We start from the raw sequence: 26,129 nt of genomic DNA, 5'->3' as shown, positions 1-26,129 counted from the left end.
TAACTAATATAGTAAATTATTAACATGCAAGAAAGAAGACGTAGGGAATATATTTTAACGTATTTATAACTAATATAGTAAATTATTAACCTAAAATCTTTCTTATATCTGCTATAATTCCTAAAAAATTTATAACTAATATAGTAAATTATTAACTTATTTAATACCCCTCAAAACATAGAAATGTTAAAAGAATTTATAACTAATATAGTAAATTATTAACATATTCCTTTTGTCTTCTTGGTTCTTTAGACTTGCAATTTATAACTAATATAGTAAATTATTAACCTTAAATCACCTATATTAACAATTTTATTTTTATTTGATTTATAACTAATATAGTAAATTATTAACTTATTAAATAAGAATTCACACCAAGCATAAACATCATTTATAACTAATATAGTAAATTATTAACAAATGCTTGTGTTCCTAGCGTAAATAAAAAGGTTTTAATTTATAACTAATATAGTAAATTATTAACGCTATCACCACCAGAACCACCCCCACCCGCACCAGAATTTATAACTAATATAGTAAATTATTAACCTTTTTCTTCTTTATCTAATTTAAACATTTGTTGCAAATTTATAACTAATATAGTAAATTATTAACATTCAAATAAATTAGGTATATAATCGCCAATTTTAGAATTTATAACTAATATAGTAAATTATTAACACATCTTGTAAATACGCAATTTCTTCTGATACAATGATTTATAACTAATATAGTAAATTATTAACGATAAAGTCATAATCGTACCTATATCTTGTCCTTTTTATTTATAACTAATATAGTAAATTATTAACTCTCACCTTTAAAAGGTATACTTTCAGCTTCGTATTCATTTATAACTAATATAGTAAATTATTAACAATAGCCGTTCTTGCGTCCCCCTCTGTATTGTAGTTAATTTATAACTAATATAGTAAATTATTAACTCTTCGTGCGTACCCAACTTGATAGCCTGTACCAAGATTTATAACTAATATAGTAAATTATTAACCTAAAGTATATACAAAAGTATTATAATATTCGTTTGAATTTATAACTAATATAGTAAATTATTAACTATCAACCTGTAGCTCTTGGGGAATACTTTCTCCCAAATTTATAACTAATATAGTAAATTATTAACGCTATCCTATCCCCCACAGCAAGAGAACCCATATCAGATTTATAACTAATATAGTAAATTATTAACGAACCTTTTTAGCGTAGTTCATAATATCTTCTTCGCATTTATAACTAATATAGTAAATTATTAACAAGGGTACTACTTTACTACAGAATGTAGACATAAGTGATTTATAACTAATATAGTAAATTATTAACTTCTTCGTGCGTACCCAACTTGATAGCCTGTACCAAGATTTATAACTAATATAGTAAATTATTAACATGTCACATCTATCTAATACGGGAATGTTCTTTGGTAATTTATAACTAATATAGTAAATTATTAACCAGAATTGAGGTGGATGTACTAGAGACGGAGTTTGAATTTATAACTAATATAGTAAATTATTAACGTGCTAAAAAATGGCAAATTACATTTTAGAGATTGGTATTTATAACTAATATAGTAAATTATTAACGTTGGAAATGTCAACACTTTTTGTAAAATAAAACAAATTTATAACTAATATAGTAAATTATTAACGGATGTTCTTTATCCCCTATATTGCCATCATTTCCTGATTTATAACTAATATAGTAAATTATTAACTAACTTAGATAGTTACCAAGTAGAGAAGATATTAAGGATTTATAACTAATATAGTAAATTATTAACCTTCGTGCGTACCCAACTTGATAGCCTGTACCAAGATTTATAACTAATATAGTAAATTATTAACGGAGAATGATATTTCGTGTATTGCCCACCCTGTTATATTTATAACTAATATAGTAAATTATTAACTTGGCTAGTCAATTCAACATCTAAGATACCATTTACAATTTATAACTAATATAGTAAATTATTAACGTAGTTAGAGAATTAGTATTATACACTATAAACGATAATTTATAACTAATATAGTAAATTATTAACCGGAATACTCTCTTACTTTAGCTTTACTTACAATCCCAATTTATAACTAATATAGTAAATTATTAACTTATTTTATTTACGCTTTCTGAATTATCTACAAAAATATTTATAACTAATATAGTAAATTATTAACTATTATACTTTCTGAATAATTACATTCTATAAGAATAATTTATAACTAATATAGTAAATTATTAACCAAGTAAGAATTGTTATCAATTGATAAGTAGGGGGATTTATAACTAATATAGTAAATTATTAACCTTTATATAGTATTAGAAAACTTCTTGTAAATATTTATTTATAACTAATATAGTAAATTATTAACTATTTTGTTGCCTTACAAGTATTATTATACATACATATTTATAACTAATATAGTAAATTATTAACTAATTCAATTTCTATTTCCTCCTCATCTGCATGTGATATTTATAACTAATATAGTAAATTATTAACCACTCTGATCCGTTTAGACTTTAATCCAAACAAAGTATTTATAACTAATATAGTAAATTATTAACCCCAAAATTAAGAATCCTTAAACACGTTGATTTATCCATGTTTAAATAACTTGTTAAATCATCAAACTTATGTACTTTTGCAGTAAACCTCTAATAGTGTTTTTATCAAAAATTAAATAATATCCCTAACTCTACTAATATCAATGCTTATAGAGTCTATCACAAAAATATCGTTTACTGCAAATTAACAGAACTGATTTTTAATATCTGTTTCAAATATTAAACCTTTTTCGTTGTAAATATAATCAACCACATAAATATTTTCTAATTTATAACTATGATCTTTTAATCTATTTTTTCTAATATTTATTAATAATGAATTGGCTTTTAGATAATCTTTATCTGTTATATATTCAGTGTATTCTTCTAATAAACATTCTGGGAGAACACTTATACTATCTTGTTTTATCATTTCTTCATTAGTAAAATTATTGATATATCCAACTTCCCAATTATCGAATATATTCCATAATCTATTTTTATGTTTTTCATATTCTTCCTTGTTAAATTCAGTATAAACTTGATCTAAATAATTATCAACTTCATTTTCAAATACAACTCCATTATTTTTTAATTCAACCTGATTTATTACCTCATATGTTTTATCTAGTATATCAGTATCATATACAATATACTCATCTTTATTATAATTAAATATATGAATATTAGCTATCCCCTTTAATCCTTTTCTATTAACTCTTCCAAACCTTTGCAATAAAGCATCTATAGGTGCTATTTCAGTAAACATGACATCATAATCAATATCTAAACTAACTTCTATTGCCTGTGTTCCTATAAGTAAGTTACAATTATCTAAATCTTTCTCTATGTTCTCTCTATCTCTCATATTAAATCTACCATGAATTAATTTAGGATTATATATATTTAATTCATCATATAACTGTTGTGCTTTATTTATACTATTTACACAAATTAATACCTTTTCATTATTTTCTATATGATTTTTAATTTGTTGTATGTAGTCTTGTATTAATTCATCATGCCAATTAATCTTATGTCTAGGTTTTAATTTATTTAAATTCCCTTTGCTTTTATCCTCAAATGGTGTTATAACGGTTTTTATATCTAATCTATCTTCAATAACATCTAAAATACAACTTGGAATACTAGCACTCATTATACAAATGTTAATATTGAAATTATCTTTTAAATATCTCAACATCTCTATAATAAAACAAAATTCTTGAATATCAAAACAATGTATTTCATCGACTATAAAAATTGAATTTCTTAATTGACTCAATAACATTTCAAAATTTTTACAACCAAAGAAACCTTTTATTAATTGAAATATAGTACATATAGTAACTTGTTTAATGCTTTTCTTAAATAATTGATATTTAGATTTATATTCTTCCAATTCCTTAGATAAAAAGTATTCTGCCTTAGAATGTAACATCGCAGTCGAAATATTAAAATCATCAGAGAAAGATTTATATAAAGAATTTATTGAAGTAGTATATGGTAGTATATAATAAATTCTTCTACTTTTTTCTTTATTTTGAACTAAATTTGTCCATAACAGAGAGGTTGCAGATTTTCCAAATCCTGTTGGAGCTTTAATTATTATATCTTGTTTGTTTAATTTTAATATTCCTTTTTGTATTGAATTGAAGTTATTATTAAATGCCTTACTAAAAATATCATAGGTGTTTAATCCTTTATCTATTTGATTAATACCTGCGGAACCTAAATGATCACATAAATTCAAAAAACCTTTATTAAATAATAAATCCAAATTATGTAATGTAGGATTACACATTTTGAATATATATTTTCCATATTGATTTTTCCATTCATATAAATCATTTAATTTTATTTTTAATTCGTTTTCAATAAATTCTTTGGCTTTATAATATTCTTCTTCATCTATTAGTAACCGTTCTTTTATGGTATCAAAATCTCTATGGTGTAATAATATAGATATAATTTCATTGAAGTTTAAATTAGAATCACTAGCCCCTATAAATTCATGTCTTAAATTATATATTTTATCTTGTGACATTGTATAAATTTTACCTATGTCATGATTTTCTATACATTTATTTAAACTATTTATTTCATTTTCATTTAAATTATAAATATATTTAATTTCATTTAATATTGTCTGTAAATCTTTATTATGTTGTTTTAAAGTTGTTCCATCTGATTTTGCAATATATTTATTCAACATTTATTTTATCCTTTTTTTAATAAACTAATATAGTGTTTAATTAACGAGCGAACTCTTATGTTAACTGATAGTTATTTAAGATTTTAATAAACTAATATAGTGTTTAATTAACACCTAAATTTTTAAAACTCTACAATCATTGATATAACTAACTTTAACAATATTCCTTAAAGTATGAAATTTTTCAGTTTTGCAGTAAACCTCCAATAATGTTTTTGATATTTTTATAAGCTACACTTAAATCCTTTATATGTCAACACTTTACAAAGATTAATAAAAATAATGGGTTACTGCAATTATAAAGTTTCTTCAAGATATTTTAAATAATTATCAAAAGATTTTCCTACTGTATCTATTTTAACATAATCAAAATCTTGTAATTCTTCTTTTAATCTATCCTTTAATCCTATAAGATTTTCATTATATACTTTGCTGCTTATACCAATATAAATATCACTTTTTCTAAATCTTTCATTCTCTTCAAGTGTTTCTTTTAAAGCTTCTATATTTATACCATCTTTATTTAATATACCTTGGAATACATTGTTTCCCCATGTATATTCACCTAGAATTACGATCTTAGGTGTTGTATCAGTTAAATAATTACTTTGATTTCCTTTTATACTTAAATATCTCAATCCCTCTAATACAGTTTTAATTCTATTAAATTTTTCTTCTTTTGAAATTTGTATATCTTCTTCTTTTACTTTATCTTTACTTGTATAATCTTTAAACTCCGCTTTATCATCTATGATAAATTTACTAATATTATTAATATCTAAATTTGATATTCCTGCAAATAATCCTGAATAAGTTTCAACTTGATAAGGCATTGTTGCATTTTCATCTTCTGTATTTTTACATGAACAAGTATTCCATTCTAAGTTAATTTTTCTATTATCTATTTGTGTTAAGTGGCTCATCAACCATCTTGAAGTTCTTTTCTTTGTTGATCCACCTTTTTCAGTTGCCATATAGCCAAATATATCTTCATCTATAAATTTATAAGGATTTCCAGAAGTTTCAACTTTACTTTCTCCTTTTCCACCTGTTTTAATTTTTTTACTTAACTCATACCCTTGTTGACTTGTAAAGTCTTTTATATTCCATTTTTGGCATTGAGCTGATATTGTTCCTTTACCATTTATTTTTTTTACATATGTTACAGTTTTTAAGTTTGGATAACTTTTTTCAACTTCTTTTGAACTTCCATTTAATCTTCCTACTATCACTTCTGTTGTATATCCCATATTTAAATATCTATTATCTTTTATCATTTTTATTTTCCCCCATTTTCTTTATTTCTTAATGTCAATAATTCACATATCATAAAATTAATAATTTTTTTATACTGCATATGATTTGTTAATAACTCAAAATCATCTTTATTAAATATTTCCTTATTACATTTTTCTTTCCATTCTAATAATAAACTTTCAAAAGCACCTAAATATTTTATATTTTTTAATTCCATTATACTTTTTTTACCGTTAATTTTATAAACTTCAAAACATATATCTTCAATCAATTTCTTAATTTTATTATCCAAATTATTCAACTCCTTATTTAAAAACTCAATTAAATCATAGCTACATCTAAATTCTTCTTTATTAAAATCTACCAAATAGCTTAAATAAACATATTCTAATTTATTATTTAATATAAATTGAATTAACTTTTTCTCTTTAAATTCATTATATAACTTTACTTTTTTTAATTTTTTAATTAAATCTATATATTTTTTATTTATAATTAAATTCTCTATCTCATTATTGCCTTTACTATTGTTATATCTTAAGATACCAATATATCCACAATTATAAATATCTTTATATCCCTCTTCATCAAACATCTCATATAAAAAATCAAATATTTTTTTATTATTCTTAATTGCTCCATCACTTTCTATATACATAGAATTTTGATATTGGGTTTGTTTAGTGTAATCTTTCATAAAATCATCATTATCACTAATTATCAAATAATTAATACCAAATTTTAATGTATTTAATAAACTTAACATAGACAAAATCAAACATATAGGACATATATTCACCATATGTAGATTATTACTAAAGTTATAAAAAGTATTAGCTGGTAATAAGGGATTGACAGATGAAGATACCGTTGATATTTTGCAAATTGAAGGAGAAACTCTTTTTTCTTCACAACAAAAACAAGTTGTTTTATTATCATCTATTAAAGTTTCTTCTAACATGTTAAAAAATTCCAAGGTTTTTTCTTTATGTTTATTTTTAGAACGAGGATTCATTAATGGACTATTAAAAAATAACATTGTTCCAATTGAATGTAAATTTTCACATGAAACAAATTCAAGTAATTTATCTATAAATAGTTCTTTATTATCTAAAATATCTTGTTCTGTTATATCTTCAATTTCTTTATTTAATAAATAACTAGCTACAAATAATCCATTGTCTACAAATTCATTGTATGTTCTTTTCAATTTTATTCCTCCTTTATATATCCTAGTTGTTCTAAAAATCCTGCTCCTAATGTATTACCTTTACCTAATCCTAAATAATAAGCTATTTCTTGCATTTGCTTGTCTGCTATTAACCAAAAGTTAAACTTAGCATAGCCTATCATATATCCCTTGTTTTTTATATTGTTTATCCTCTTTTGTTTTACATCAAATATATTATCTATACAAGATACATCTAAGATTAAGTCTCCCTCATATTCTTTATTGTATATTTGTTTATATTTTCTTCTTAAATTATTTTTTATAACTTCAAAATATTCTTTATCTTTCCAATCTAAGTATATTACTTTTTTATCCCATTTTGTACTTATAATAGGACTTAAAGCTTTATAAAAAGTCTTTTTAGATAATTTAGGTTTCTTTTCTTTTTCAATATTATCTAAATCAAAAATAATATTATTAACTTGAATTTGTCTATTATAAATTATACTTTTAACTATAAATTCAACTATTTTTTTATCTCCACTAATTACTAAATGAATATTACTATTTGGATTAATTATAATACCTTCTTTAATATAATCACATTCATAGAATTGCATAAATATCATAAATTTTTTTAATGTTTTTCCTGTATCTGAATAACCTTGATCGTGCAAAAATTTTGATTGCTGCTCATCTAACTTATAAGTTAATTTATATATTTCACTTAATAAAGCATACTGATAGTTATAATTCATTAATTCATCTTTAGCTACTTTTAGTTTTAATGATTTTCTACATAACATTCAATTCGATCCTCTCTTTTTTTATTAAAACTCCATAGAAAAATATTTTGGCCTAATTCTTCATCATAAAATTTATCATAATCAAAAACTTCATTTTCTCTTAGTAGTTTATAGTTTTGTTCATAACAATCAGTTTCTCTATTGAAAATAGTTTCTGTAGTAATTCTTTTTATTTGCCCATATCCTACATTTAAATCTGTCCATTGATTATATCCTTGTCCTTCTTTGTTTATTAAGTTAATTTCTTGTTTTTGATTCAACAATACTCTTGCTAAACAATCTGTCTTACCTAAATTTAAAGGTTTGTTTATTCTTAATTCTTCTTTAATATTTGTATAAATATTAATCTTAGGTTCTATTAAATATTCTACACAACATATATCACTTTTTTGGATTCCCGTTTTCATATATTCTATATTATTTGTATTTCTATTTACTTCTTTGTATGTTTTAGTTAAATCTTTAAATATCCCATCATACTCAATTGTATATCCAAAAACAAAATTATCTATATCTTCATTATATAATATTTTTAATATACCAACTATTGTAGATGGTGGTGGAATATTAAACGTTCTCTGATTTTTAAAGCTATATGGAATATGAAAATGGGCTAAGTTTGATATTATTGGTATCTTTATAAAATTCATAGTACTCTCCTCATTTAGTATATTTTCTTCAATAATGTTATTATAATATATTTTTATATTTTTTTATATATTTATATAATTATGAATATATAAAATGCCACATATTTTCTTAACTTCAAGAAAACATGTGGCATATTCTTTGTTACTAACTTTTCTTTCTTACTCTTAGTGGAATACCCATACTATTAGCTATTTCTTTACATCTTTCGATTTGATCCTCTGTTATTACATCAACTACAGAAAACTTTACTTCTTTTATGTTTTCCTTTGCTTCCTTTGCAAAACTTAAAAGCGAATCAAAGGCTTCTAGTCCATAAATAGGTTTTGAAATTTCATTATATTCCTCTTTAGATGGTGCATTCAAACTTATAGATACACAATCTACTATATTCTTTAACATTGGAGCTGTACTTTTTTTATAGATTAAATCTGAAAGACCATTTGTATTAATTCTTAACTTTATAGTACTAACAGATTTAATATATTTACATACATCAATAACTTCATTAATTCTCATTAAAGGTTCTCCATATCCACAAAAAACTATTTGAGAATACTTTGATAAGTCTTCCTTTTTTAATTCATTTATAATTTCTTCTACTGATGGTTCTTTTTCAAGCCATAGACTACCACTATTTTCTACTGAATCCCCTTCTTGTCTTATACAAAATACACAGTTACACGGACATTTGTTTGTAATATTTATATAAAGAATATCATCTATAGTATATAAAATATTCATTTAAAAATTCCCCCTAAAAATTATAAAATATCAGAATGTATTTTTTTAGTTATATGAACCTTATCTAAGGCATATGCAAAGATTACAAATGCAATACCACTTCCTATAGGTTGTATAAAGTTCATTAAAAGTGCTGCAAAAGCAACTTTAAAATTGCCAAACATAATTCCAGAAGCCATATAATAACCCAAAACCCCTACTATACCTGCTAAAAATATAGCGCATACATTACGTTTACATAACATCCTAGTATTTTTAGATGTAAAAAATAAAACTAAAATAGGTTTAATTATTATTGTAGGTATAACCCATACAGCCCCGCCTGGAGATAAAAGATCTGAAAGTCCAGCTCCAACTGCAGATGCTATCATTGCATATGGTGTAGGTAAAATACAGGCTGCAAGATATATGAAAGCATCTCCTATATGAATATACCCCCCATTAATTCCAGTTGGTATATGAAATAAAAATGCTGTTGTTACATATATAAGTGCAGCAAACATACTTGTAAATACCAATAATTTAGTTTTCCTAGAAGTATTACTCATTTACATAATCAACTCCTTTAAAAAATATTCAAACATAATTCCATCATTTCTATCTGTATCAAATTTTGATGTATATTCTATTGATTTAGATATAAACTCTGTAGCCTTTTCTATACATGATTTAAGATTATATCCATTTAAAATCATTCCACAAAGTATAGATGAAAATATATCTCCTGTACCACTATAAGATTTTTTATTGTAATTTGAACTTATAATAAAGCTCTCATCTTTTTCACTATCATAAGTTAAATTTGAAACTGTATTATCTTTTACTATTCCTGTTATAACTACTTTTTTAGGACCTAAATAAGAAATCTCCTTTGCAACCTGTTTAAAATATTCTATGTCTTTAGTAATATTTGTGTAGTCTTTATTTGTTAACAGCAAACTTTCCGTAGCATTGGGAGTAACTACATCTGCAAGTCTAACTAAGTCCTTCATTTTATTACACATGCTCTCTGTGTAGGTACTATAAATAACCCCATTATCCGCCATTACAGGATCTATTACAATTAAAGACTCCTTATGTTTTTTTATAAAATCTAATACTATATCAATTTGTTTCTCTGACCCTAAAAATCCACTATATATTCCTTTTAATTGAACGTTAAGTTTGTCCCATACTTTTTCATACTTAATCATCTCATCTGTAAAATCCAAAAATGTAAATTCAGGATAACCCGTCTGAGAAGATAATATGGCAGTTGGAAAAGGACATGGTGTTAATTTTAAACATGAAAGTATAGGTATAGCTACAGTTAAAGAACATTTGCCTATACCTGACATATCATTTATAACTGCTACTCTATTATTCAAAAAATCGCCTCCCTAAAACACTAAAGAAATAATACCACGATTTTTAATTTTTGCAAACTGTACCGGTACATTTATAGCACAAAAAAGACAGTAAAAACTAACTAAGTTCTTACTGTCTTTTTAGAATTATTTAATCTATCTTACCCTATTTTCCTAAATCTTCTTTTCTAGAATAATAATAAGTATGAAGATATTCCTCTGCAACTTCACTTAAAGGAGCATTAAAAAATTTATCATACACCTCTTTAATAGTAGGATTTTCATGACTTTGTCTTAATTCCATATTATTATCTCTATTATATATAGAATCTATTCTACACTCTAACATATTTGCCCTATCAGTTATAATACATTTAGGTTGTCCACCTCCACCAATGCATCCACCTTCACAGGCCATTACTTCTATAAAATCAAATTGATCTTTTATATTATCCCAATCATCTAATAACTTTCTTGCATTTGCAGTTGTATGCACAACACCTAAATTTAATAATCCTGCACCTGGAATAAACACTTGTGCTTTTTTTACTCCGCTTAACCCTCTTACATCTTTAAAAACAGCTAATTCCTTAGGAGCTATATTATTAGTTATAAAATAATAAGCACTTCTTACAGCTGCCTCCATAACTCCTCCAGTATTTCCAAAAATCACTCCTGCTCCAGAACCTTTTAAATCATCATAATTCTTATCTTCTAGATCTTTTATATCAATATTTTCTTCTTTAAGCCATTTAGCAAGTTCTCTAGTAGTTATTATTTTGTCCATATCTCTTATATCTGAATTTCCACTATTTCTACCACTTGAATTAAATTCATCTCTAGTTATTTCAAACTTTTTAGCCGTACATGGAGTAACCGCTACAGAATAAATATCCTCCATATCTATATCTAATTTTTTAGAAAAATAAGACTTAATAGTAGCTCCTTGCATAAGTATAGGACTCTTTGAAGTAGATAAATTTTTTATTCTTTCAGGATACCATGTTTCAACGAACTTTACCCAAGCTGGACAACAACTTGTAAACATAGGCATTTTTTCTTTATTAGAATCTTTATCTTGAATTCTTTTAATAAATTCATTAGCCTCTTCCATAATAGTTAAATCTGCCCCAAAAGTAGTATCAAAAACATACTTAATACCTAGTTTTTTTAATGCCGCTACAAGTTTTCCCTCTACAAATTCTCCAAAAGGCATTCCAAAGGCTTCTCCTAATCCTACTCTAACAGAAGGTGAAGTTTGAATAATTACAGTTTTTTTACCTTCTTTTAAAACTTTTCTTACATCCTCATAATCATATCTTTCCGTTATTGATTCCACTGGACAGACATTAGCACACTGTCCACAATTTATACATATAGCTTTGTCCCCTGTTTTTATTAAATCATAAAATCCTGCTACGGATTGTTTCTCTCTACAGACAGTTTTACACATACCACACTTAATACACTTACTTTCATCTCTCATAATTGATGGATTATCCTTTTCTATAGGAACCCTAATATCTGTAAATTCGTGCATATAATATCCCCTTTAGTATTAATATCTATTTTTATATAATAACAATTATTTGCTAACAAGAATTATAACACATAAAAATATTGGAAACTAGTATTTTCACAAAATAATTTAGTAATTTATAATTAATTAAGTAAAATTTTTCTTTAATTCCTTTTTAAATATTAAATTAAACTAGTCTATTAACATAAAGTAAGTATTTAGAGTTTTTTATGATATATTAACATATAAACAATAATTGAAAAAATCTGAATATTATGTTAACATATTTAACAAGTTATAAATAATTTTTCTTATATATTTATAAAAATGAATAAATATTATATATGAATCAATTGGAAAAGAGGTACTTATCATGGCTTTCTATGTAACAGCATTTTTAATAGGAATAATGTTTACTTTCTTATTTATGGGCTTTTATAAATTTATAAAAAAGCAATATAATAATACTTTTGTAAACATTTTATTAAGTGAAAAACTTATGGAATTACTTAGTAAGAAAAATATAGGTAAGGAACAACATAATAAAATTACAATTTTATTAATTATTAAAATTATTTTATTAAGCTTGTTTTCAATAATGTTTTTATATAAATTTAAATCCAATGATATAGCTCTTAAGTACATATTAGTGGTTTTGATATTTATGATACAATTTATATTTAATGAACTTGTATTAAAGGTATGTTATAGTGATGAAAATAGATATTAAATAAAAAGGTTATACGAAAATAATTTTTATTATTTCCGTATAACCTTTTTAGTCATCATTATATTCTAAAATATCTCCTGGTTGACAATCTAATTCCCTACAAATGGCTTCCAGTGTAGAAAATCTAATTGCCTTGGCCTTATTATTTTTTAAAATTGATAAATTTGCATTAGTTATCCCTACTTTTTCAGCTAACTCTTGAAGGGAAACTTTGCGTTTAGCCATCATAACATCTAAATTTACTATTATTGACATAACATATTTCCCCTTCTTATATGGTAAAATCATTCTCTTCTTTATATTTAATAGCTTCTTTAAATACTTTAGACAAAATCAGAATAAAGATTCCTGCAAATATAAAGATTATAAGTTCAGTATCCGTATGAATTCCTTTGGAATCTATATAAATAAATCTATAAGTATCTTTACCTAGATTAGCAATAAAATTACCTAAATAACAAGCAGCTATTATAAAACATTCTATTGAAATTTTATTTAAAGATTTTACATTCTCCCATACAAAAGGATTCCCCTTAGTCAAAGTAATCATTATTTTCTTTAGTTGAAAAACGATTAAAAATATACATACTATTCCAATGGTCAATAATGTGGCTACTATACATGTATTTAACTCTAAATTTTTAACATCTCTGAAAAAAGTATTGTAATATACTGTAATAGTCATAAAAATACCAAAAATTAAAATAAGGTTTAAAGAAACTTCTACTGCTTTACATAATTGTTTTTTATCCAAACATTTCATAATACTATTTCACCGCCTTTTTGCAAACAAATATCATAAATATTTCAAGTTAATACTATCATAGCTATTATTGATTTGCAATATTTGTTTATTGTTTGTCGATAACATAATATTATGATTTAAATATTTTAACTTATATTAAGAAAACTTTATTTTTATAACTAATATTATTTTTTGTTTAATTTATTTGTAAAATAATTATATTCATACCAATGAGTTATTTTTATTTTATTTAATCCTTTCCATTCTTTATATTCTTTTTCAGAAATTAACCCCATCCTATGTGCTTTTCCAATTTCATTATAACAATCTGCAGAAAGCATAGTTAAATAGTTAAGATCTATCTTTGCAGAAGATGTATATAAATTAACATTATTTTTTACTATAAAAGCGTCTAAATTCAAGAAATTTATAAATACATACATAATACATCCTAAAACTATTGTTGGTTTAAATATATTTATCTTTTTCCAAATAAACAATAAAAGTAATATTAATATTATACCTAAAAATATAGTAAATACAGTTACTAAAATTCTTAAACGTGTAAATCCAAAAGCCTCAGTATATAACTTCATTTTGTATAATGCCGAAATCATCATGTTAAAAGTTAAAAGAGTAATTAATGAATATATTCCTAAGAGTATTCTATTTCCTACTGGTGTTTTTATTTTAGTATTGCTTTTTATAAATACTATAGAAACTACATTTATAAATACTATAAATACCAATTGAAAAAATCCTTCTCTTGCATATTCAGCATAATTAAAACCTTCTGGTAAAACCCTACCACCATATAAATAAGTAACTTGAATTTTAGTAAATATAATATATAGCGCAGATATTAAAGAAAGAAGAGTAATAATAGTAATACTGTTAAATTTGAAAATATTATTTTCTCCTGCTTCTTTTCTTTTTAATTCACATGTAAAACTACTGTATAATCCAAAAATAAATATAGTAAAGAGAATGCTAAGTATTACTCTAGGAAGTATATCATTAAAAAACCTATTATTGATATCAAAAGAAAGGTTACTTAAATAATAAGCAAAAATTCCATCAGCTCCACATAATATTTGAGAAAGCACTATAAGTATAGGAATTGCTAAAAGTAATCCTATCAATATAGATATAAATTTATTAGAGGCATCTTTTATATCCCCTTTTTTAAATAAATTTTTAGTTATAAATGGAATATCTAAACTATTTAATAATGATTCTTTAAAGATTCTGTTTAAAAGAATTGAAACAAAGCTTCCAAATTTAAATTCTATATTATCATAAGTAAGTAAAATAAAAGATGAAATTATAGTAAGTGGTATAAGCAAAGTATTTAAAGCTCTAAATATGGGATTTGAGTATATCGCAAAACTTATAGATAAAATAAAACCTATACATAGAAAAAAATATCCTAATTTACTTTTATTTTTTATACCAATATTGAAAACAAAAACAATTATTAAAACTGCAATAAAGAAAGGATACCATATGCCCTTATAAGCTGTTATAAAATTATAATTTAAAATTCCTAAAAAAATAGATATAAAAAGAATTTTAAGTTTTAATTGAATTACCTCTTTAGAAAGATTGTCTTTCATTTTTAACTCCTCCTATAATTAACAAATAATATAAATTAAGATTAGCACATTCCTTTATGAAATACAATATATTTTTATTGTTTATCAATAAAAATATATTGTTTATTAGTTTACCTACTTATTTAGCTATATTATATTTGTTAATGGGAATATGTAGATTTTATATGACAAAATTATTATAATGTTGAAGTTGAACCACAAAATATATATGTAAAGCCTATTAGCATAAATCGTAAATCTAAAATAGAACCTTTTGAATCTATTATCAAAACACATAGATTCAAAAGGTTCTATTTAAATATTTATTATAAAGTTAAAGATTCCTCTTTTAAAAAATCATTATAATTTTCCATCTCAAATTCTAACTTTTCTTCACAATTTAATTTGTAGATTGCAACATTTGAAGTTTTAAATTGTTTCTTTAACCACCTTGTGGAGAATATCGCTTCAATCCTTTATTCCATAGTAATTTAATAATTACTGAAAATATCACTACCCAAGCTAATTCAATTTTAATATATAAACTAAGTTCAGACATATTATAGGTATTAGATAGTACCTTAGAAGGCACATAATATATGTACTGCATAGGTAAAATCAAAGAAACTTTTTGAATTATTTTAGGAAACATATTTATAGGTAAAAGTTGTCCTCCTAGTAAAAATGTTAGGTACATAATATTATCTCTAAGTGTTAGCACCTTACCAACCCAAAATGTACAAAGACCTATTACAAATTGTATTTGAAATAATAGTATAAATCCTAATAAACTTAATAAAGTACCTAATGTAAAATCTTTAAAATTAAAAGAGATTCCCATAAAAATCATAATTACTTCCACTAAGCCTGTTGCAAGTAAAAATTTTATTAAAAACTCACTAAACTTCTTTGAAAATACATATAAGGGATAACTTATTGGTTTTAAAATCCATAAACTTATATCTCCTTTATTAATTTCATTCCATACTTCATAAGTAACAATCATTGCAGGAAAACATGAAAGTTGAATTATATTTATAAAAACAAAATACTTACATAAAGATGTAGATGTATATGATAATACCTTTGTATTTTGTAGAGAATATTTCCAAAATAAATAAATGACAAATACTTGAATAGGTATAGCTAATAAACTATACAAAAAGTCTATAGAAAAATGCTTGTAATCCTTTAATGTTAGTAATGAACTTCTAAAATATTTTTTCATAATTATCACCTACTTAAGATCCTGTGGATTGATATTTTAGCAAAGCTCTTTTTAAAACTATTCTGAAAATTATAAACCAAAATACAAATAACATAATAGAAATTATTATTATATATAGGACATTGTCTACCTTTCCTAAAAGTATTTTAGCTGGATATGTTGCAAGTAAACTTATAGGAAAAACATATGTTAAAAGATTAATCATAGTAGTATTAAATATGTCAATGGGATAATCTTTAGCAATATCTATAGAAAATATGATATCCCGAAGAGAACTTATCCTTCCTACCCAAAAACATAATATAGATATGGTTCCATACATAAACCTTAATGCAAAAGTACCAATGAATATTAAGATTAAAGCTGGTACTATATTGTGTAAAGCTATATTTCCTGCAATTTTAGCAACTAAAATTATAGCTAGTCCAACTATAAATTCTGCAATAACCCAAAAAATAAAGAACTTTTCTGCCATAATGGAAAATATAAGATTAACAGGTCTCATAAGAAACTTATCTAAATCACCAGTTAAAATAACTTCTTCTATATCACGAAAACCAAAGGTTAGTTGAGATACAGAACTAGATATAGTGCCACATCCTGTTAAAATAAAAATCTCATATTTATTCCAATTTGTATAGGAAACACCAAGGTTCGTTATGGAAGTCCAAAAAAGCCATATAAATAATACTTGAAAACTTAAAGCAATAATTTTCATTAAAATTTCAAAAGGAAATTGCCCTAAATCTGCTATAGAGAGTTTTGTATATCTAATTATTAATCTAAAATATCTATTTATAGTATTCATATAAGATATCCTCTAAAGAAGGTACTTCCTTTTTAAAATTAATATTTTCTCCAACTTTTTCAAAACTCTCATTAAGGAAATTAGGAAGTTCATTATAAGGCATTACAAACTTAAAGTTACTTTCAGATTTATCTCTATAAAAACTTGATTTAGTTAATATTTCATTAGTACTATTTCTTTCTATATATATCACTACTGTATTTTTTAGGATTGTGCAAAGTTCATCCTTATTTAAATTAAGTTGGAGTTCTCCCTTATTTATAAAAACGATTCTACTGCATAGTTTTTCAATGTCATGTAGATCATGGCTTGTTATTAATATAGTTGAATTATTTTCTTTAGAAATATCATATAATATATTTCTTAAACTTTGCTTGGATAGAACATCTAGTCCTATAGTTGGCTCATCTAAAATAATTAATTTAGGATTATGTAATATTACTGCTAAAAGTTCACACTTTATTCTCTGACCAAAGGATAGTTTACGTACGGGCTTGTTTATAAGTGATGTAACGTCTAAACTATGTGCATATTTTTCAAGTCTATAATTAAAATCCTCTGTAGAAATATTATAAATATCCTTCATTAAGTACAAGGATTCTATTACAGGTAGGTTGTACCATAAGGATGACCTTTGTCCAAACATTACACCTAATTCATAACATAATTTTTTTCTGTTTTTAAAAGGATCTTTAGAAAGTACTCTTACTTCTCCATTACTGGGATTTAAAATTCCACATATTAATTTTATAGCAGTACTTTTTCCTGCACCATTAGGCCCTACTAATCCAACAATTTCTCCTTCTTTTATATTTAGTGATAATTTATTTAATGCTTTTACTGTAGTATTGTTATAAAAATATTCCTTACTTAAATTTGTAGTTTCTATAACATTCATTGTAATATACCTTTCTTTTTTATTTTTAGCTAAATTTTGCAACAGTGTTTATAATATATAAGTTTTTAGGTATAGTGACTTTATCACTCCACTTAGAAATTTATATACAAATTTAAAAAACAACCGTAAATAATTAACCGAATATTCAAAACAATAATTATATTTCTACATTATATCACAATTTATTCTAGTTATGTTATATATTTCTTAAATATTCTAAAGCTTTTTTTGTTGTTAATGTCAATTTTTCAGGAAGCTTATTTAAAGAAAACCACTTTACCTCTAAATGTTTTTCTGGTTCTACATTGCGAACTTCCCCATTTTCAATAGTAGTTAAAAAACTAGGTGCAACCCAATGTGCATTTTCGTTTTTAAGTATGTGATTAGTAACTCCTAAAAGTTTTACAACCTTCACATCAACATCCAATTCTTCCTTTACCTCTCTTATAATAGCCTCTTCTAAAGTTTCAAAGAATTCTACCTTCCCTCCTGGAATAGACCAAAATCCTTTTTCAGGTGACTTATTTCTTAATAACAATAGTAACTCTTTATTTTCATTAAGAATTACAGCACCTACTCCCACGCCTATATAATCCTTACCTTGTATCATAATTTCTTCTCCCCCTTTTTTAATCTTCTAATATTTATAATACTAAAAAATAAAAATAGGGACAAGTTATTCACTTATCCCATACTAAAAAGTTATTTCAAAAACAAATTTTTATTCTTAGTACTATTTATAAACAAGATAAATTAATATTTTATAACTAACATATTTAAAACTTAGTCTAATATTTAAACATACATCTCCAAGTTTCTTTTCCTACTATTCCATCTATAGCTAAATTAGTTCCATATTTTCTGTTACACTCTCTTTGCCATTGTTTAACTCTTTCTTCTGTTTTAGGACCAAAAATTCCATCTATACTAGTGCCAACTCTCCATTGAATCCATCTAGTTGCATATTCGTAATGTGGAAATTTAACTCCATCGGTAGGATAACTTCTAATTTCTTTTATGGCACCCCATGTTCTAGTCCCTGCAATACCATCCTCTGATAATCCCATTAAGGATTGAAATCTTTTTACTGCATCAGTAGTTCTAGGGCCTTGAATACCATCTACAACTAAATTAGCATTTATTAATGAGTTTAATTGAGATTGAAGATCTTTAATTGAGCCACTTGCTGAAGGACTTCCACCACCTGGTTTATTACCTTCAGGTATATAGTCCTTACCTGCACAACTTTCTATAAATTTTATACAATTAGATTGCATTTCATCTAGAGACCAAACTCCAGTATTTTTAAAATCATATTTTTTATATTCCATATATGAATTATAGCTGACATTATAAGATTGGATACTTGGATATATTGGTTTATTTAGTCCATATCTTTTATGATCTGAAAGCATCCTATCAATACATCTACTTACAGACCATTCCATTTCACCCCAATAAACTTGAGGACTTGCAAAATTACAGTATTTGTTGAAAACTGAATAAGGAATATCTGTATGATAAGAAACTATAGGAAATGAAGAATACCCTATAAGCTTAGAAGGATGACTATTTCTTACCCTTCTACATATTTCTTCAGCTTGTTTAAACTTATTAGCAACATCTACTTCGGGATCGAAGATATAATAATCAGAAATATTTAAAGCCTCTATAATTAGATTAGACTCTTCAGTTATATGATTAAAGTAGTTATATCCCCAAGTTCCTACTCTAAATCCTGCATCTTTAAAATTTCTGTAATATCTTCTATAACCTTCTTTAAAGTTTATTCCTCCACCAATGGGACCTGAACCTTCGTGATATTTAATACATACATCTTTTACTCCCATTGATTTTAATCTTTCGATTAAACCATTTATTCCTCCATATTTTCTTACTTGGTTTTCTAACTGCCATATCCAAATGAACATTTAACCACTCCCATATCTTTTGTTAATAACTACTACTATATAAATATATTTAACTTGTACGATTTTTGTTACTTTTAATAGTTTATAGGCGAATTTTATTGGTATACTCTTATACTTGTACTCAACAAAAGAATGATTACACTTATAAAAATTATATCCTTATAAAAAAAGAATGTACTTTGAAATGATTCTTAAAAATCTTTTCAAAATACATTCTTGTAATTTTTAAATATTATTCATGTAATAAGTGCCTTAATCTTTTTGTATTTTTCTTCTGTCATGCAAATAAACTACCATTGCCATTCCAATAATTAAAATATCCCCTAAAATACTTAAGGTATCTGGAATTTCTCTCCATATGAAAAATCCTATAATAGCTGAAAAAACAATATTAGTATAATTATATATGGCAACTTCAGATGCAGGTGCATATTTATAAGAATATGTTAAGGCAAATTGTGCAATAGCAGCAAAGACACCTGTTAAAATTAAATATAACAATTGAAGTTTTGTTAAAAACACAAAGTTAAGTGCTACAAAAGGAAGTACACCTAGTACAGAAACTAAAGAAAAATAAAAAACTATTGTACATGGGTCCTCTTTATCTTTTAAATATCTAACTATAGTATATGCTCCACCTGCAAATGCCGCTGATAAAAAGCCTGCAAGGGCAGGAATAATACTTAAATTCCATTGTGGTTTTATAACTAATACAGCCCCTATAAAAACAACAATCATTGAAATTACCTTCATAGATGTAAGTTCTTCTTTTAAAAATATAATAGCAAATATAGTTATAAAAAATGGTGACAGTTTATTTAACATAGATGAATCTGCCAATGGTAAATGAGCTATAGAATAAAAATACATAGTCATTCCAGTAAGCCCTAATAAAGCTCTTGCTAAAAGATATTTTTGATTTTCCCTTTTACCAAACATAGGCGCTTTATTTTTTTTAAGCATTGCAAAAGCAATAAATAAACTAACCAAATTTCTAAAGATAACCTTTTCGAAAACAGGAACCTTTCCTGCTAATTTAACCATAACCGCCATAAACGCAAAAGATAAGGCAGATAATAGCATAAATAATACAGATTTTGACTTATTGCTCATATAATCCCCTTCTCATTTCGATTTTTATATAAATAATTTAAACATATTTACAGTATACCATATTTATAGAATGCATGTTTTTCTTTATTTTATTACTAAATTATTGCCCTTACATTTTTATTCATATCATATTAATTTATATATAATTAAAATGTTCATTTTAAAGTTATTTATACATAATTCATATTGCACAACATAACTTTTAAAATTTAGAATAAACAGATACAAGATAGTTTTGAATCTAATTACTATTGGTATTATGATAAATTAAAATTTTAATATAACATAGTTAATAAAAATCACTACCATACTTTAAAAATTGCATGATAGTGATTTTTTTATCTAATACTCATATATTGTTGAAATATTTTATCTCCGATTTCCTCATTTATATCCTTTATTTTATTTAAATAAACTAATGCACTTCCACTATATTCTTGATGTTCACCAAATAAAATGATCTCATAACAACTTCTTAAAACATTTATTATACAATTATCATAATGATTTTCTTTACAACTTCTACATTGTTTAAGAATATCACTTATACCTGCTATTATATCTTGCTGTTCGTATATTTTAGTATCTATACTTGGTATATTTTCAAAACCACTTTCCACATATGTTACATCATCTTTAAAACATCCATTTATACATTTTTTAGAATAACCAATTAAGCATTTTTCTTTATTACATGTATTACATCTTTCTTCTGTTAAACAAGAGTTTCCTAAATTTTTTATAATAGTATTAAAGTTTATTTCATTATTCGCAATCCCCATAATAAATCCCCCAATAAATTAAATTTTCTTCGTTTAATTAATATTAATTATTAAATAATATCAATTATACTTTATTCTTCTATAGATTTCAAGGATTTTTTAATATTTTATGGTATAAATTTTCTTTTATTTATTGTAAAATTAAATAATAAACTTCTGAAATTATATTAATACTACATATTATAAGAGGTGAAAATTTATGAATAAAAGCAAAAAAGTTATTTTTTCTTTATTAGGTATTATAATTGGAGTTATGGCTTTAATAGGTATAGCGTACTATTCTTTCTTTTATCCAAAAACTTCAGTGAAATCTATAAACTCTGATATTACCCTAAACGATAAAAGCTTATTAAAAAAATTCATTCCCAATGATTTAAAATTTTCTCTAAAAGAAATAGATGTTAAATCCAATACATACTTTACTGAGGATGAAATAACTGATCTACTTATAGTAACTATAGATCAAAATCCTAAGCTTAAAGAATTAATACAAGGGTTAAAGGTTAAAATTGAAAATGAAAATATAAATGTATATTCACATATAAAATATAAGGGAATTCCTATAGAAGCAAAATTAAATTTCACAGCGGAAAGTAAAGATGGTAAAGGAATATTACATTATAAAAAAGGTAAAATAGGCTTTATGTCTATTCCAAAAGAAACCATATTTTCTGATTTAGAAGATACTCCTATATTAAAATTTCATAAATCAAAAGGTGACATATTATTATCCTTTGAAGAATTACAAGGATTAAAAATTAAAGTTACAAAGATAACTACAGAAAACAAAAAAATCAATATAACTTTTGAAGGTAAAATGAATCTATTTAATAGACTTAAATAAGAGTTGAAAAACCTAGTTCTATAAATTATAGACTAGGTTTTTTTCTTTTAATCATATGTTTTTGTGGTTTTATAGTTACATCTGTTATAACCGTACCTTCTCTTTGATTTAAGATACTTTCCACTACATCTGCAACACACATAGGTGTTATAAAGCTGTCTTCTAAGTCACCTGTTTCAAAATTTGCGTTTCTATAAAAATTGCTTTCTGTCATGTCTGGATGTATTGTTATAACCTTTATACCTGTTTTTCTCGTTTCATCAAAAAGACTTTCAGTAAAATGAGATATTCCTGCTTTAGTTGCAGAATAGGCACATCCATAAGTGCTGGACATTTTTGCCGTAATAGATGAAACATTTATTATATATCCTTTAGTTTTCTTTAAGGTTCTTAAAAGTAATTGACATAGAATCATGGGTACCTCTAAATTTGTACTTACCATTTCGTGTATTTTTTTAGAATTCAATTCTTCATGTGGGCCAAAGTAACCCACGCCTGCATTATTTACTAGTATATATACTTCTTCTTGGTTTTTTATATTATTGATTATTTCTACTAACTTACTTGTCTTATTTATATCACATTGAAATTTTATAAAATTGGAGTCATTAAAATCAATTTTTGAAAAGTCTCTACCAATTCCATATACTTTATATTTCATAGAAATAAGTTTTTTTGCTATTTCAAATCCTATTCCTGAAGATGCTCCTGTAACTATTGCTGTTTTCAAAAAATCACCCCTAACCTCTATATGAATATTTTATCTTTAGCCACATATTGTTTAACTAAATCATAAACATAGGCTATAAGTTCCTTGGAATGTTCTTCATTATAGGTACACACTCCATTTTCTACATGAAAAGCATACGATAAAAGCTTACTATTTGGTTGTAACTTTTTCATTTTTTTAAAATAATCCTTAGATACTCTAAATACTCCTAAACTTACATCTAAGATTTTATCAGCAGAAATAGTATTAAAAGTAGTTTCTATACATTCTTTGTAATGATCTTTAAAATCTTTCACATATAATATAGGATCAAAACATACTCTAATAGTCCACCCTCTTTCAATGGCATCTTTTATACTATTTAATCTGTTTTTTAATGAAGGTGTTCCTTTTTCATAATTTTCAGTTATATATTCAGGTGAAAGTGTCCAAGCCAATATAACATTTTTTAATGGCTCTACATTATATATAGAACTAAAATTACAACTTTTAGTTCTTATTTCTATTTTTAAATTCGAATGTTTACTAGCAAATTTAAGCCATTTTTCTGTAAATCCTACTATATTTTCTAAGGCTAAAAGATCAGTATCATAGGACACACATAAATAAACAGGATGAATTTTCAATAACTCCTCTACCTCTGTAAAAATATCTTCTATATTTACAAAAATAACTATATTAGAAGAAGGATACATTCCCTGAAGATAGCAATACTCACAATTATACAAACAATTCATCATGGAAGATGTATAATAAAAATAATCATTTCCAAAGCTTTCACACATTTCAGCACCCTCATATACTAAATTACCCTCTTTATATGCTAATATAATTTTAGGTGATGTTTTTTGAATATAAAAGTTTTGATTACTTCTACAAAACATATCTTTATAATGTTTTATTTTTATTACTTTAGAATTATTGAATTTAGCTAATATCTTTTTAGTGTTTTCATTGTTTAAAGCTTTTTCTTCTACATAAACATGAGAAAAAGTCGGTAAAATATCTTTTCCTTTTATACATTCTTTAATTTTAATATTGTTATATAGATTTAAGTTTTTCACTAATTTCTCCAAAATACTTCTTCCCTTCATATTTAGATTTACATTCTATATCATAAAATGAAGTTAATTCTATATCTATCTTCTTATTTCTTATTTTATATCCCTTAAATAATTTTATAAGTTCTTCTTTCATTGAAGTAGATAATTTTAATTTACAACTTATAGAATCTATTAAATTTTTATCTTTCTCTGAAAGTATACTTTTAGGCTTTTTATAAAAATTATTTAATTCAACAAAAAAATTTAATAGCTTGTCTACATTATAAGAAATTAACTCAAATACCTTGTCCTTAGTTAAAAACTCTCCATCTAAATAGTCTGATACTACTTTTATACAGTAAATTTTATGGGGTGGTAGAAATATATTGGCTGCTTGAAAAAAGAATGCAGCTTCCATATCTATATATTCACCCTTTACATTCTTTAATTCTTTTTCATTAACTACTTTTATAAAACTCTCTATACTTCCCTCTAGAAAATCATGTGATTTAATCATATCTGGATAAAAGCATTTACGTGATAAGCTATCTATAACTTTATTACCTATAATAAGGTCTCCCCTAGAAACATTTTTATTTACAGTTCCACATATTCCTATATTGATAAAAGTATCATATTCTGAAATATTAAATTTACCTGCAATATAGGAAGTGGCTGAAAAAGCGTATACATTTCCTATTCCAGTTATAGTAAGTACAACATTATCTTTTTTAAATACCTGAAATTTTTTAATAGAATTATCCTTTTTCAAATTAAGCTTATCTATAATAGACTTTGCTTCACAATACATAGCTGTAAATACATATAACATAATATGTCACCTCACATCTTATATAATTCTATTATAACATTTAATTTTTGAAATAGTCTGAAAAATATAGTAAAAAAATAATAGTTTTTGTAATAAAAGTTAGATATAATTAATATAACTAATTTTTATAGGGAGATGAATGATTTGAAGTTAGGTACTTTATGCTATATAGAGAAAGATAATAAAATTTTACTTTTACATAGGATCAAAAAAGAACATGATGTACATGAAGGAAAATGGATTGGGGTAGGAGGAAAAATAGAGCAAGGTGAATCACCTGAAGAATGTATAATTAGGGAAGTTAAAGAAGAAACAGGCCTTATTATAAAGGCTCCTTTTTTAAGGGGAGTTATGACATTTCCTAAATTTAAAGATAATGAAGATTGGTACGTTTTTTTATATACTGCAGATAATTTTACAGGAAATTTAATAGATTGTACTGAAGGTATTCTTAAATGGGTCGATAAAGAAAAAGTCTTGGAAATGCTAAAATGTACCCTTTGTCAAGGACGTTTTAAAAAAGACTATATGATAAGATGATTTCTGTATTGAACAGGAGTCATCTTATTTAAGTTCCATTGG

Annotated in this window: 25 protein-coding genes and 1 CRISPR repeat array (1 of these 26 running past the window's edge); of the genes, 3 read left to right on the top strand and 22 right to left on the bottom strand. The window is 24.5% G+C overall.

What is annotated here, in order from left to right:
- A CRISPR array of direct repeats spans window positions 1-2,583; the repeat unit is 29 nt; unit sequence ATTTATAACTAATATAGTAAATTATTAAC (it extends 1,892 nt beyond the left edge of the window).
- Between the two features lie 184 nt (window positions 2,584-2,767).
- The 9 genes from cas3 to QOZ93_RS02480 form a co-directional block, all read right to left on the bottom strand.
- Window positions 2,768-4,777, bottom strand: a complete 2,010-nt coding sequence (cas3, locus tag QOZ93_RS02520) for a CRISPR-associated helicase Cas3' (protein ID WP_307354983.1) — start codon at window positions 4,775-4,777, stop codon at window positions 2,768-2,770.
- Window positions 4,778-5,073: 296 nt separating this feature from the next.
- Window positions 5,074-6,054 carry a type I-B CRISPR-associated protein Cas7/Cst2/DevR gene (gene cas7i / locus QOZ93_RS02515; protein WP_307354982.1) on the bottom strand — a complete coding sequence of 327 codons (981 nt, stop codon included), beginning with the start codon at window positions 6,052-6,054 and terminating at the stop codon, window positions 5,074-5,076.
- Between the two features lie 2 nt (window positions 6,055-6,056).
- Window positions 6,057-7,244 (bottom strand): hypothetical protein, encoded by a 1,188-nt coding sequence (locus QOZ93_RS02510; protein ID WP_307354981.1) that lies wholly within the window; start codon window positions 7,242-7,244, stop codon window positions 6,057-6,059.
- A 2-nt stretch (window positions 7,245-7,246) separates the two neighbouring features.
- Complete coding sequence (gene cas6 / locus QOZ93_RS02505; protein ID WP_307354980.1) at window positions 7,247-8,011, bottom strand: CRISPR-associated endoribonuclease Cas6; 765 nt, start codon at window positions 8,009-8,011, stop codon at window positions 7,247-7,249.
- Window positions 7,990-8,661: a CRISPR-associated protein Cas5 gene (gene cas5, locus QOZ93_RS02500; RefSeq protein WP_307354979.1), complete on the bottom strand. Its 672-nt coding sequence runs from the start codon at window positions 8,659-8,661 to the stop codon at window positions 7,990-7,992. Before cas5 ends, cas6 begins: the two co-directional genes overlap by 22 nt.
- Before the next feature lie 145 nt (window positions 8,662-8,806).
- Window positions 8,807-9,403, bottom strand: coding sequence for a TIGR04100 family radical SAM protein (locus tag QOZ93_RS02495; protein WP_307354978.1), 597 nt, complete (start codon window positions 9,401-9,403; stop codon window positions 8,807-8,809).
- 20 nt (window positions 9,404-9,423) lie between these two features.
- A complete protein-coding gene (locus QOZ93_RS02490) occupies window positions 9,424-9,951 on the bottom strand; it encodes a TIGR04002 family protein (RefSeq protein ID WP_307354977.1) in 528 nt (175 codons plus the stop codon).
- Window positions 9,952-10,770 (bottom strand): pyridoxamine kinase, encoded by an 819-nt coding sequence (locus QOZ93_RS02485; RefSeq protein WP_307354976.1) that lies wholly within the window; start codon window positions 10,768-10,770, stop codon window positions 9,952-9,954.
- A 145-nt stretch (window positions 10,771-10,915) separates the two neighbouring features.
- A complete protein-coding gene (locus QOZ93_RS02480; RefSeq protein ID WP_307354975.1) occupies window positions 10,916-12,289 on the bottom strand; it encodes a [FeFe] hydrogenase, group A in 1,374 nt (457 codons plus the stop codon).
- 352 nt (window positions 12,290-12,641) lie between these two features.
- Between QOZ93_RS02480 and QOZ93_RS02475 the strand changes: the two genes are divergently transcribed.
- Window positions 12,642-12,998 carry a hypothetical protein gene (locus QOZ93_RS02475; protein ID WP_307354974.1) on the top strand — a complete coding sequence of 119 codons (357 nt, stop codon included), beginning with the start codon at window positions 12,642-12,644 and terminating at the stop codon, window positions 12,996-12,998.
- A 48-nt stretch (window positions 12,999-13,046) separates the two neighbouring features.
- Here the strand turns inward: QOZ93_RS02475 and QOZ93_RS02470 are convergent, their stop codons facing one another.
- The 10 genes from QOZ93_RS02470 to QOZ93_RS02425 all read right to left on the bottom strand — a co-directional run bounded on the left by QOZ93_RS02470 (window position 13,047) and on the right by QOZ93_RS02425 (window position 22,098).
- Entirely contained in the window at window positions 13,047-13,253 is a 207-nt protein-coding gene (locus QOZ93_RS02470) for a helix-turn-helix domain-containing protein (RefSeq protein ID WP_111944378.1), read from the bottom strand.
- A gap of 16 nt (window positions 13,254-13,269) precedes the next feature.
- Window positions 13,270-13,761, bottom strand: coding sequence for a DUF2975 domain-containing protein (locus QOZ93_RS02465; RefSeq protein ID WP_111942405.1), 492 nt, complete (start codon window positions 13,759-13,761; stop codon window positions 13,270-13,272).
- Window positions 13,762-13,928: 167 nt separating this feature from the next.
- On the bottom strand, window positions 13,929-15,359 hold the full coding sequence (locus QOZ93_RS02460; RefSeq protein ID WP_307354973.1) for a DUF4153 domain-containing protein: 1,431 nt from the start codon (window positions 15,357-15,359) through the stop codon (window positions 13,929-13,931).
- Between the two features lie 421 nt (window positions 15,360-15,780).
- On the bottom strand, window positions 15,781-16,566 hold the full coding sequence (locus QOZ93_RS02455) for an ABC transporter permease (RefSeq protein ID WP_307354972.1): 786 nt from the start codon (window positions 16,564-16,566) through the stop codon (window positions 15,781-15,783).
- A gap of 13 nt (window positions 16,567-16,579) precedes the next feature.
- Entirely contained in the window at window positions 16,580-17,374 is a 795-nt protein-coding gene (locus QOZ93_RS02450) for an ABC-2 family transporter protein (RefSeq protein ID WP_307354971.1), read from the bottom strand.
- The gene (locus QOZ93_RS02445; protein WP_307354970.1) at window positions 17,358-18,314 is read right to left on the bottom strand and encodes an ATP-binding cassette domain-containing protein; all 957 of its coding nucleotides are present in this window, start codon (window positions 18,312-18,314) and stop codon (window positions 17,358-17,360) included. Before QOZ93_RS02445 ends, QOZ93_RS02450 begins: the two co-directional genes overlap by 17 nt.
- Before the next feature lie 154 nt (window positions 18,315-18,468).
- Complete coding sequence (locus QOZ93_RS02440; protein WP_307354969.1) at window positions 18,469-18,882, bottom strand: NUDIX domain-containing protein; 414 nt, start codon at window positions 18,880-18,882, stop codon at window positions 18,469-18,471.
- A gap of 178 nt (window positions 18,883-19,060) precedes the next feature.
- Window positions 19,061-20,203: a peptidoglycan-binding domain-containing protein gene (locus QOZ93_RS02435; RefSeq protein WP_307354968.1), complete on the bottom strand. Its 1,143-nt coding sequence runs from the start codon at window positions 20,201-20,203 to the stop codon at window positions 19,061-19,063.
- 252 nt (window positions 20,204-20,455) lie between these two features.
- Entirely contained in the window at window positions 20,456-21,316 is an 861-nt protein-coding gene (locus tag QOZ93_RS02430) for a DMT family transporter (protein ID WP_307354967.1), read from the bottom strand.
- A 338-nt stretch (window positions 21,317-21,654) separates the two neighbouring features.
- Window positions 21,655-22,098 (bottom strand): hypothetical protein, encoded by a 444-nt coding sequence (locus QOZ93_RS02425; protein ID WP_307354966.1) that lies wholly within the window; start codon window positions 22,096-22,098, stop codon window positions 21,655-21,657.
- A 199-nt stretch (window positions 22,099-22,297) separates the two neighbouring features.
- Here QOZ93_RS02425 and QOZ93_RS02420 point away from each other — a divergent pair, with 199 nt between their 5' ends.
- The gene (locus tag QOZ93_RS02420) at window positions 22,298-22,942 is read left to right on the top strand and encodes a hypothetical protein (RefSeq protein ID WP_307354965.1); all 645 of its coding nucleotides are present in this window, start codon (window positions 22,298-22,300) and stop codon (window positions 22,940-22,942) included.
- A 25-nt stretch (window positions 22,943-22,967) separates the two neighbouring features.
- On the opposite strand, the gene QOZ93_RS02415 is transcribed toward QOZ93_RS02420, so the two are convergent.
- Genes QOZ93_RS02415 through QOZ93_RS02405 form a run of 3 tightly spaced genes read right to left on the bottom strand, consistent with a single transcriptional unit; the run spans window position 22,968 to window position 25,547 of the window.
- Entirely contained in the window at window positions 22,968-23,672 is a 705-nt protein-coding gene (locus QOZ93_RS02415; protein WP_307354964.1) for an SDR family NAD(P)-dependent oxidoreductase, read from the bottom strand.
- Window positions 23,673-23,689: 17 nt separating this feature from the next.
- Entirely contained in the window at window positions 23,690-24,748 is a 1,059-nt protein-coding gene (locus QOZ93_RS02410; RefSeq protein WP_307354963.1) for an SPL family radical SAM protein, read from the bottom strand.
- Window positions 24,714-25,547 carry a 5'-methylthioadenosine/S-adenosylhomocysteine nucleosidase family protein gene (locus QOZ93_RS02405; RefSeq protein ID WP_307354962.1) on the bottom strand — a complete coding sequence of 278 codons (834 nt, stop codon included), beginning with the start codon at window positions 25,545-25,547 and terminating at the stop codon, window positions 24,714-24,716. Before QOZ93_RS02405 ends, QOZ93_RS02410 begins: the two co-directional genes overlap by 35 nt.
- Window positions 25,548-25,691: 144 nt before the next feature.
- On the opposite strand from QOZ93_RS02405, the gene QOZ93_RS02400 reads away from it, so the two are divergent.
- Entirely contained in the window at window positions 25,692-26,087 is a 396-nt protein-coding gene (locus QOZ93_RS02400; RefSeq protein WP_307354961.1) for an NUDIX hydrolase, read from the top strand.
- Window positions 26,088-26,129 lie beyond the last annotated feature (42 nt).

It is taken from the genome of Hathewaya limosa, from assembly GCF_030815255.1.
Classification (GTDB): domain Bacteria; phylum Bacillota; class Clostridia; order Clostridiales; family Clostridiaceae; genus Hathewaya; species Hathewaya limosa.
This window is presented reverse-complemented; position numbering and strand designations above follow the sequence as displayed.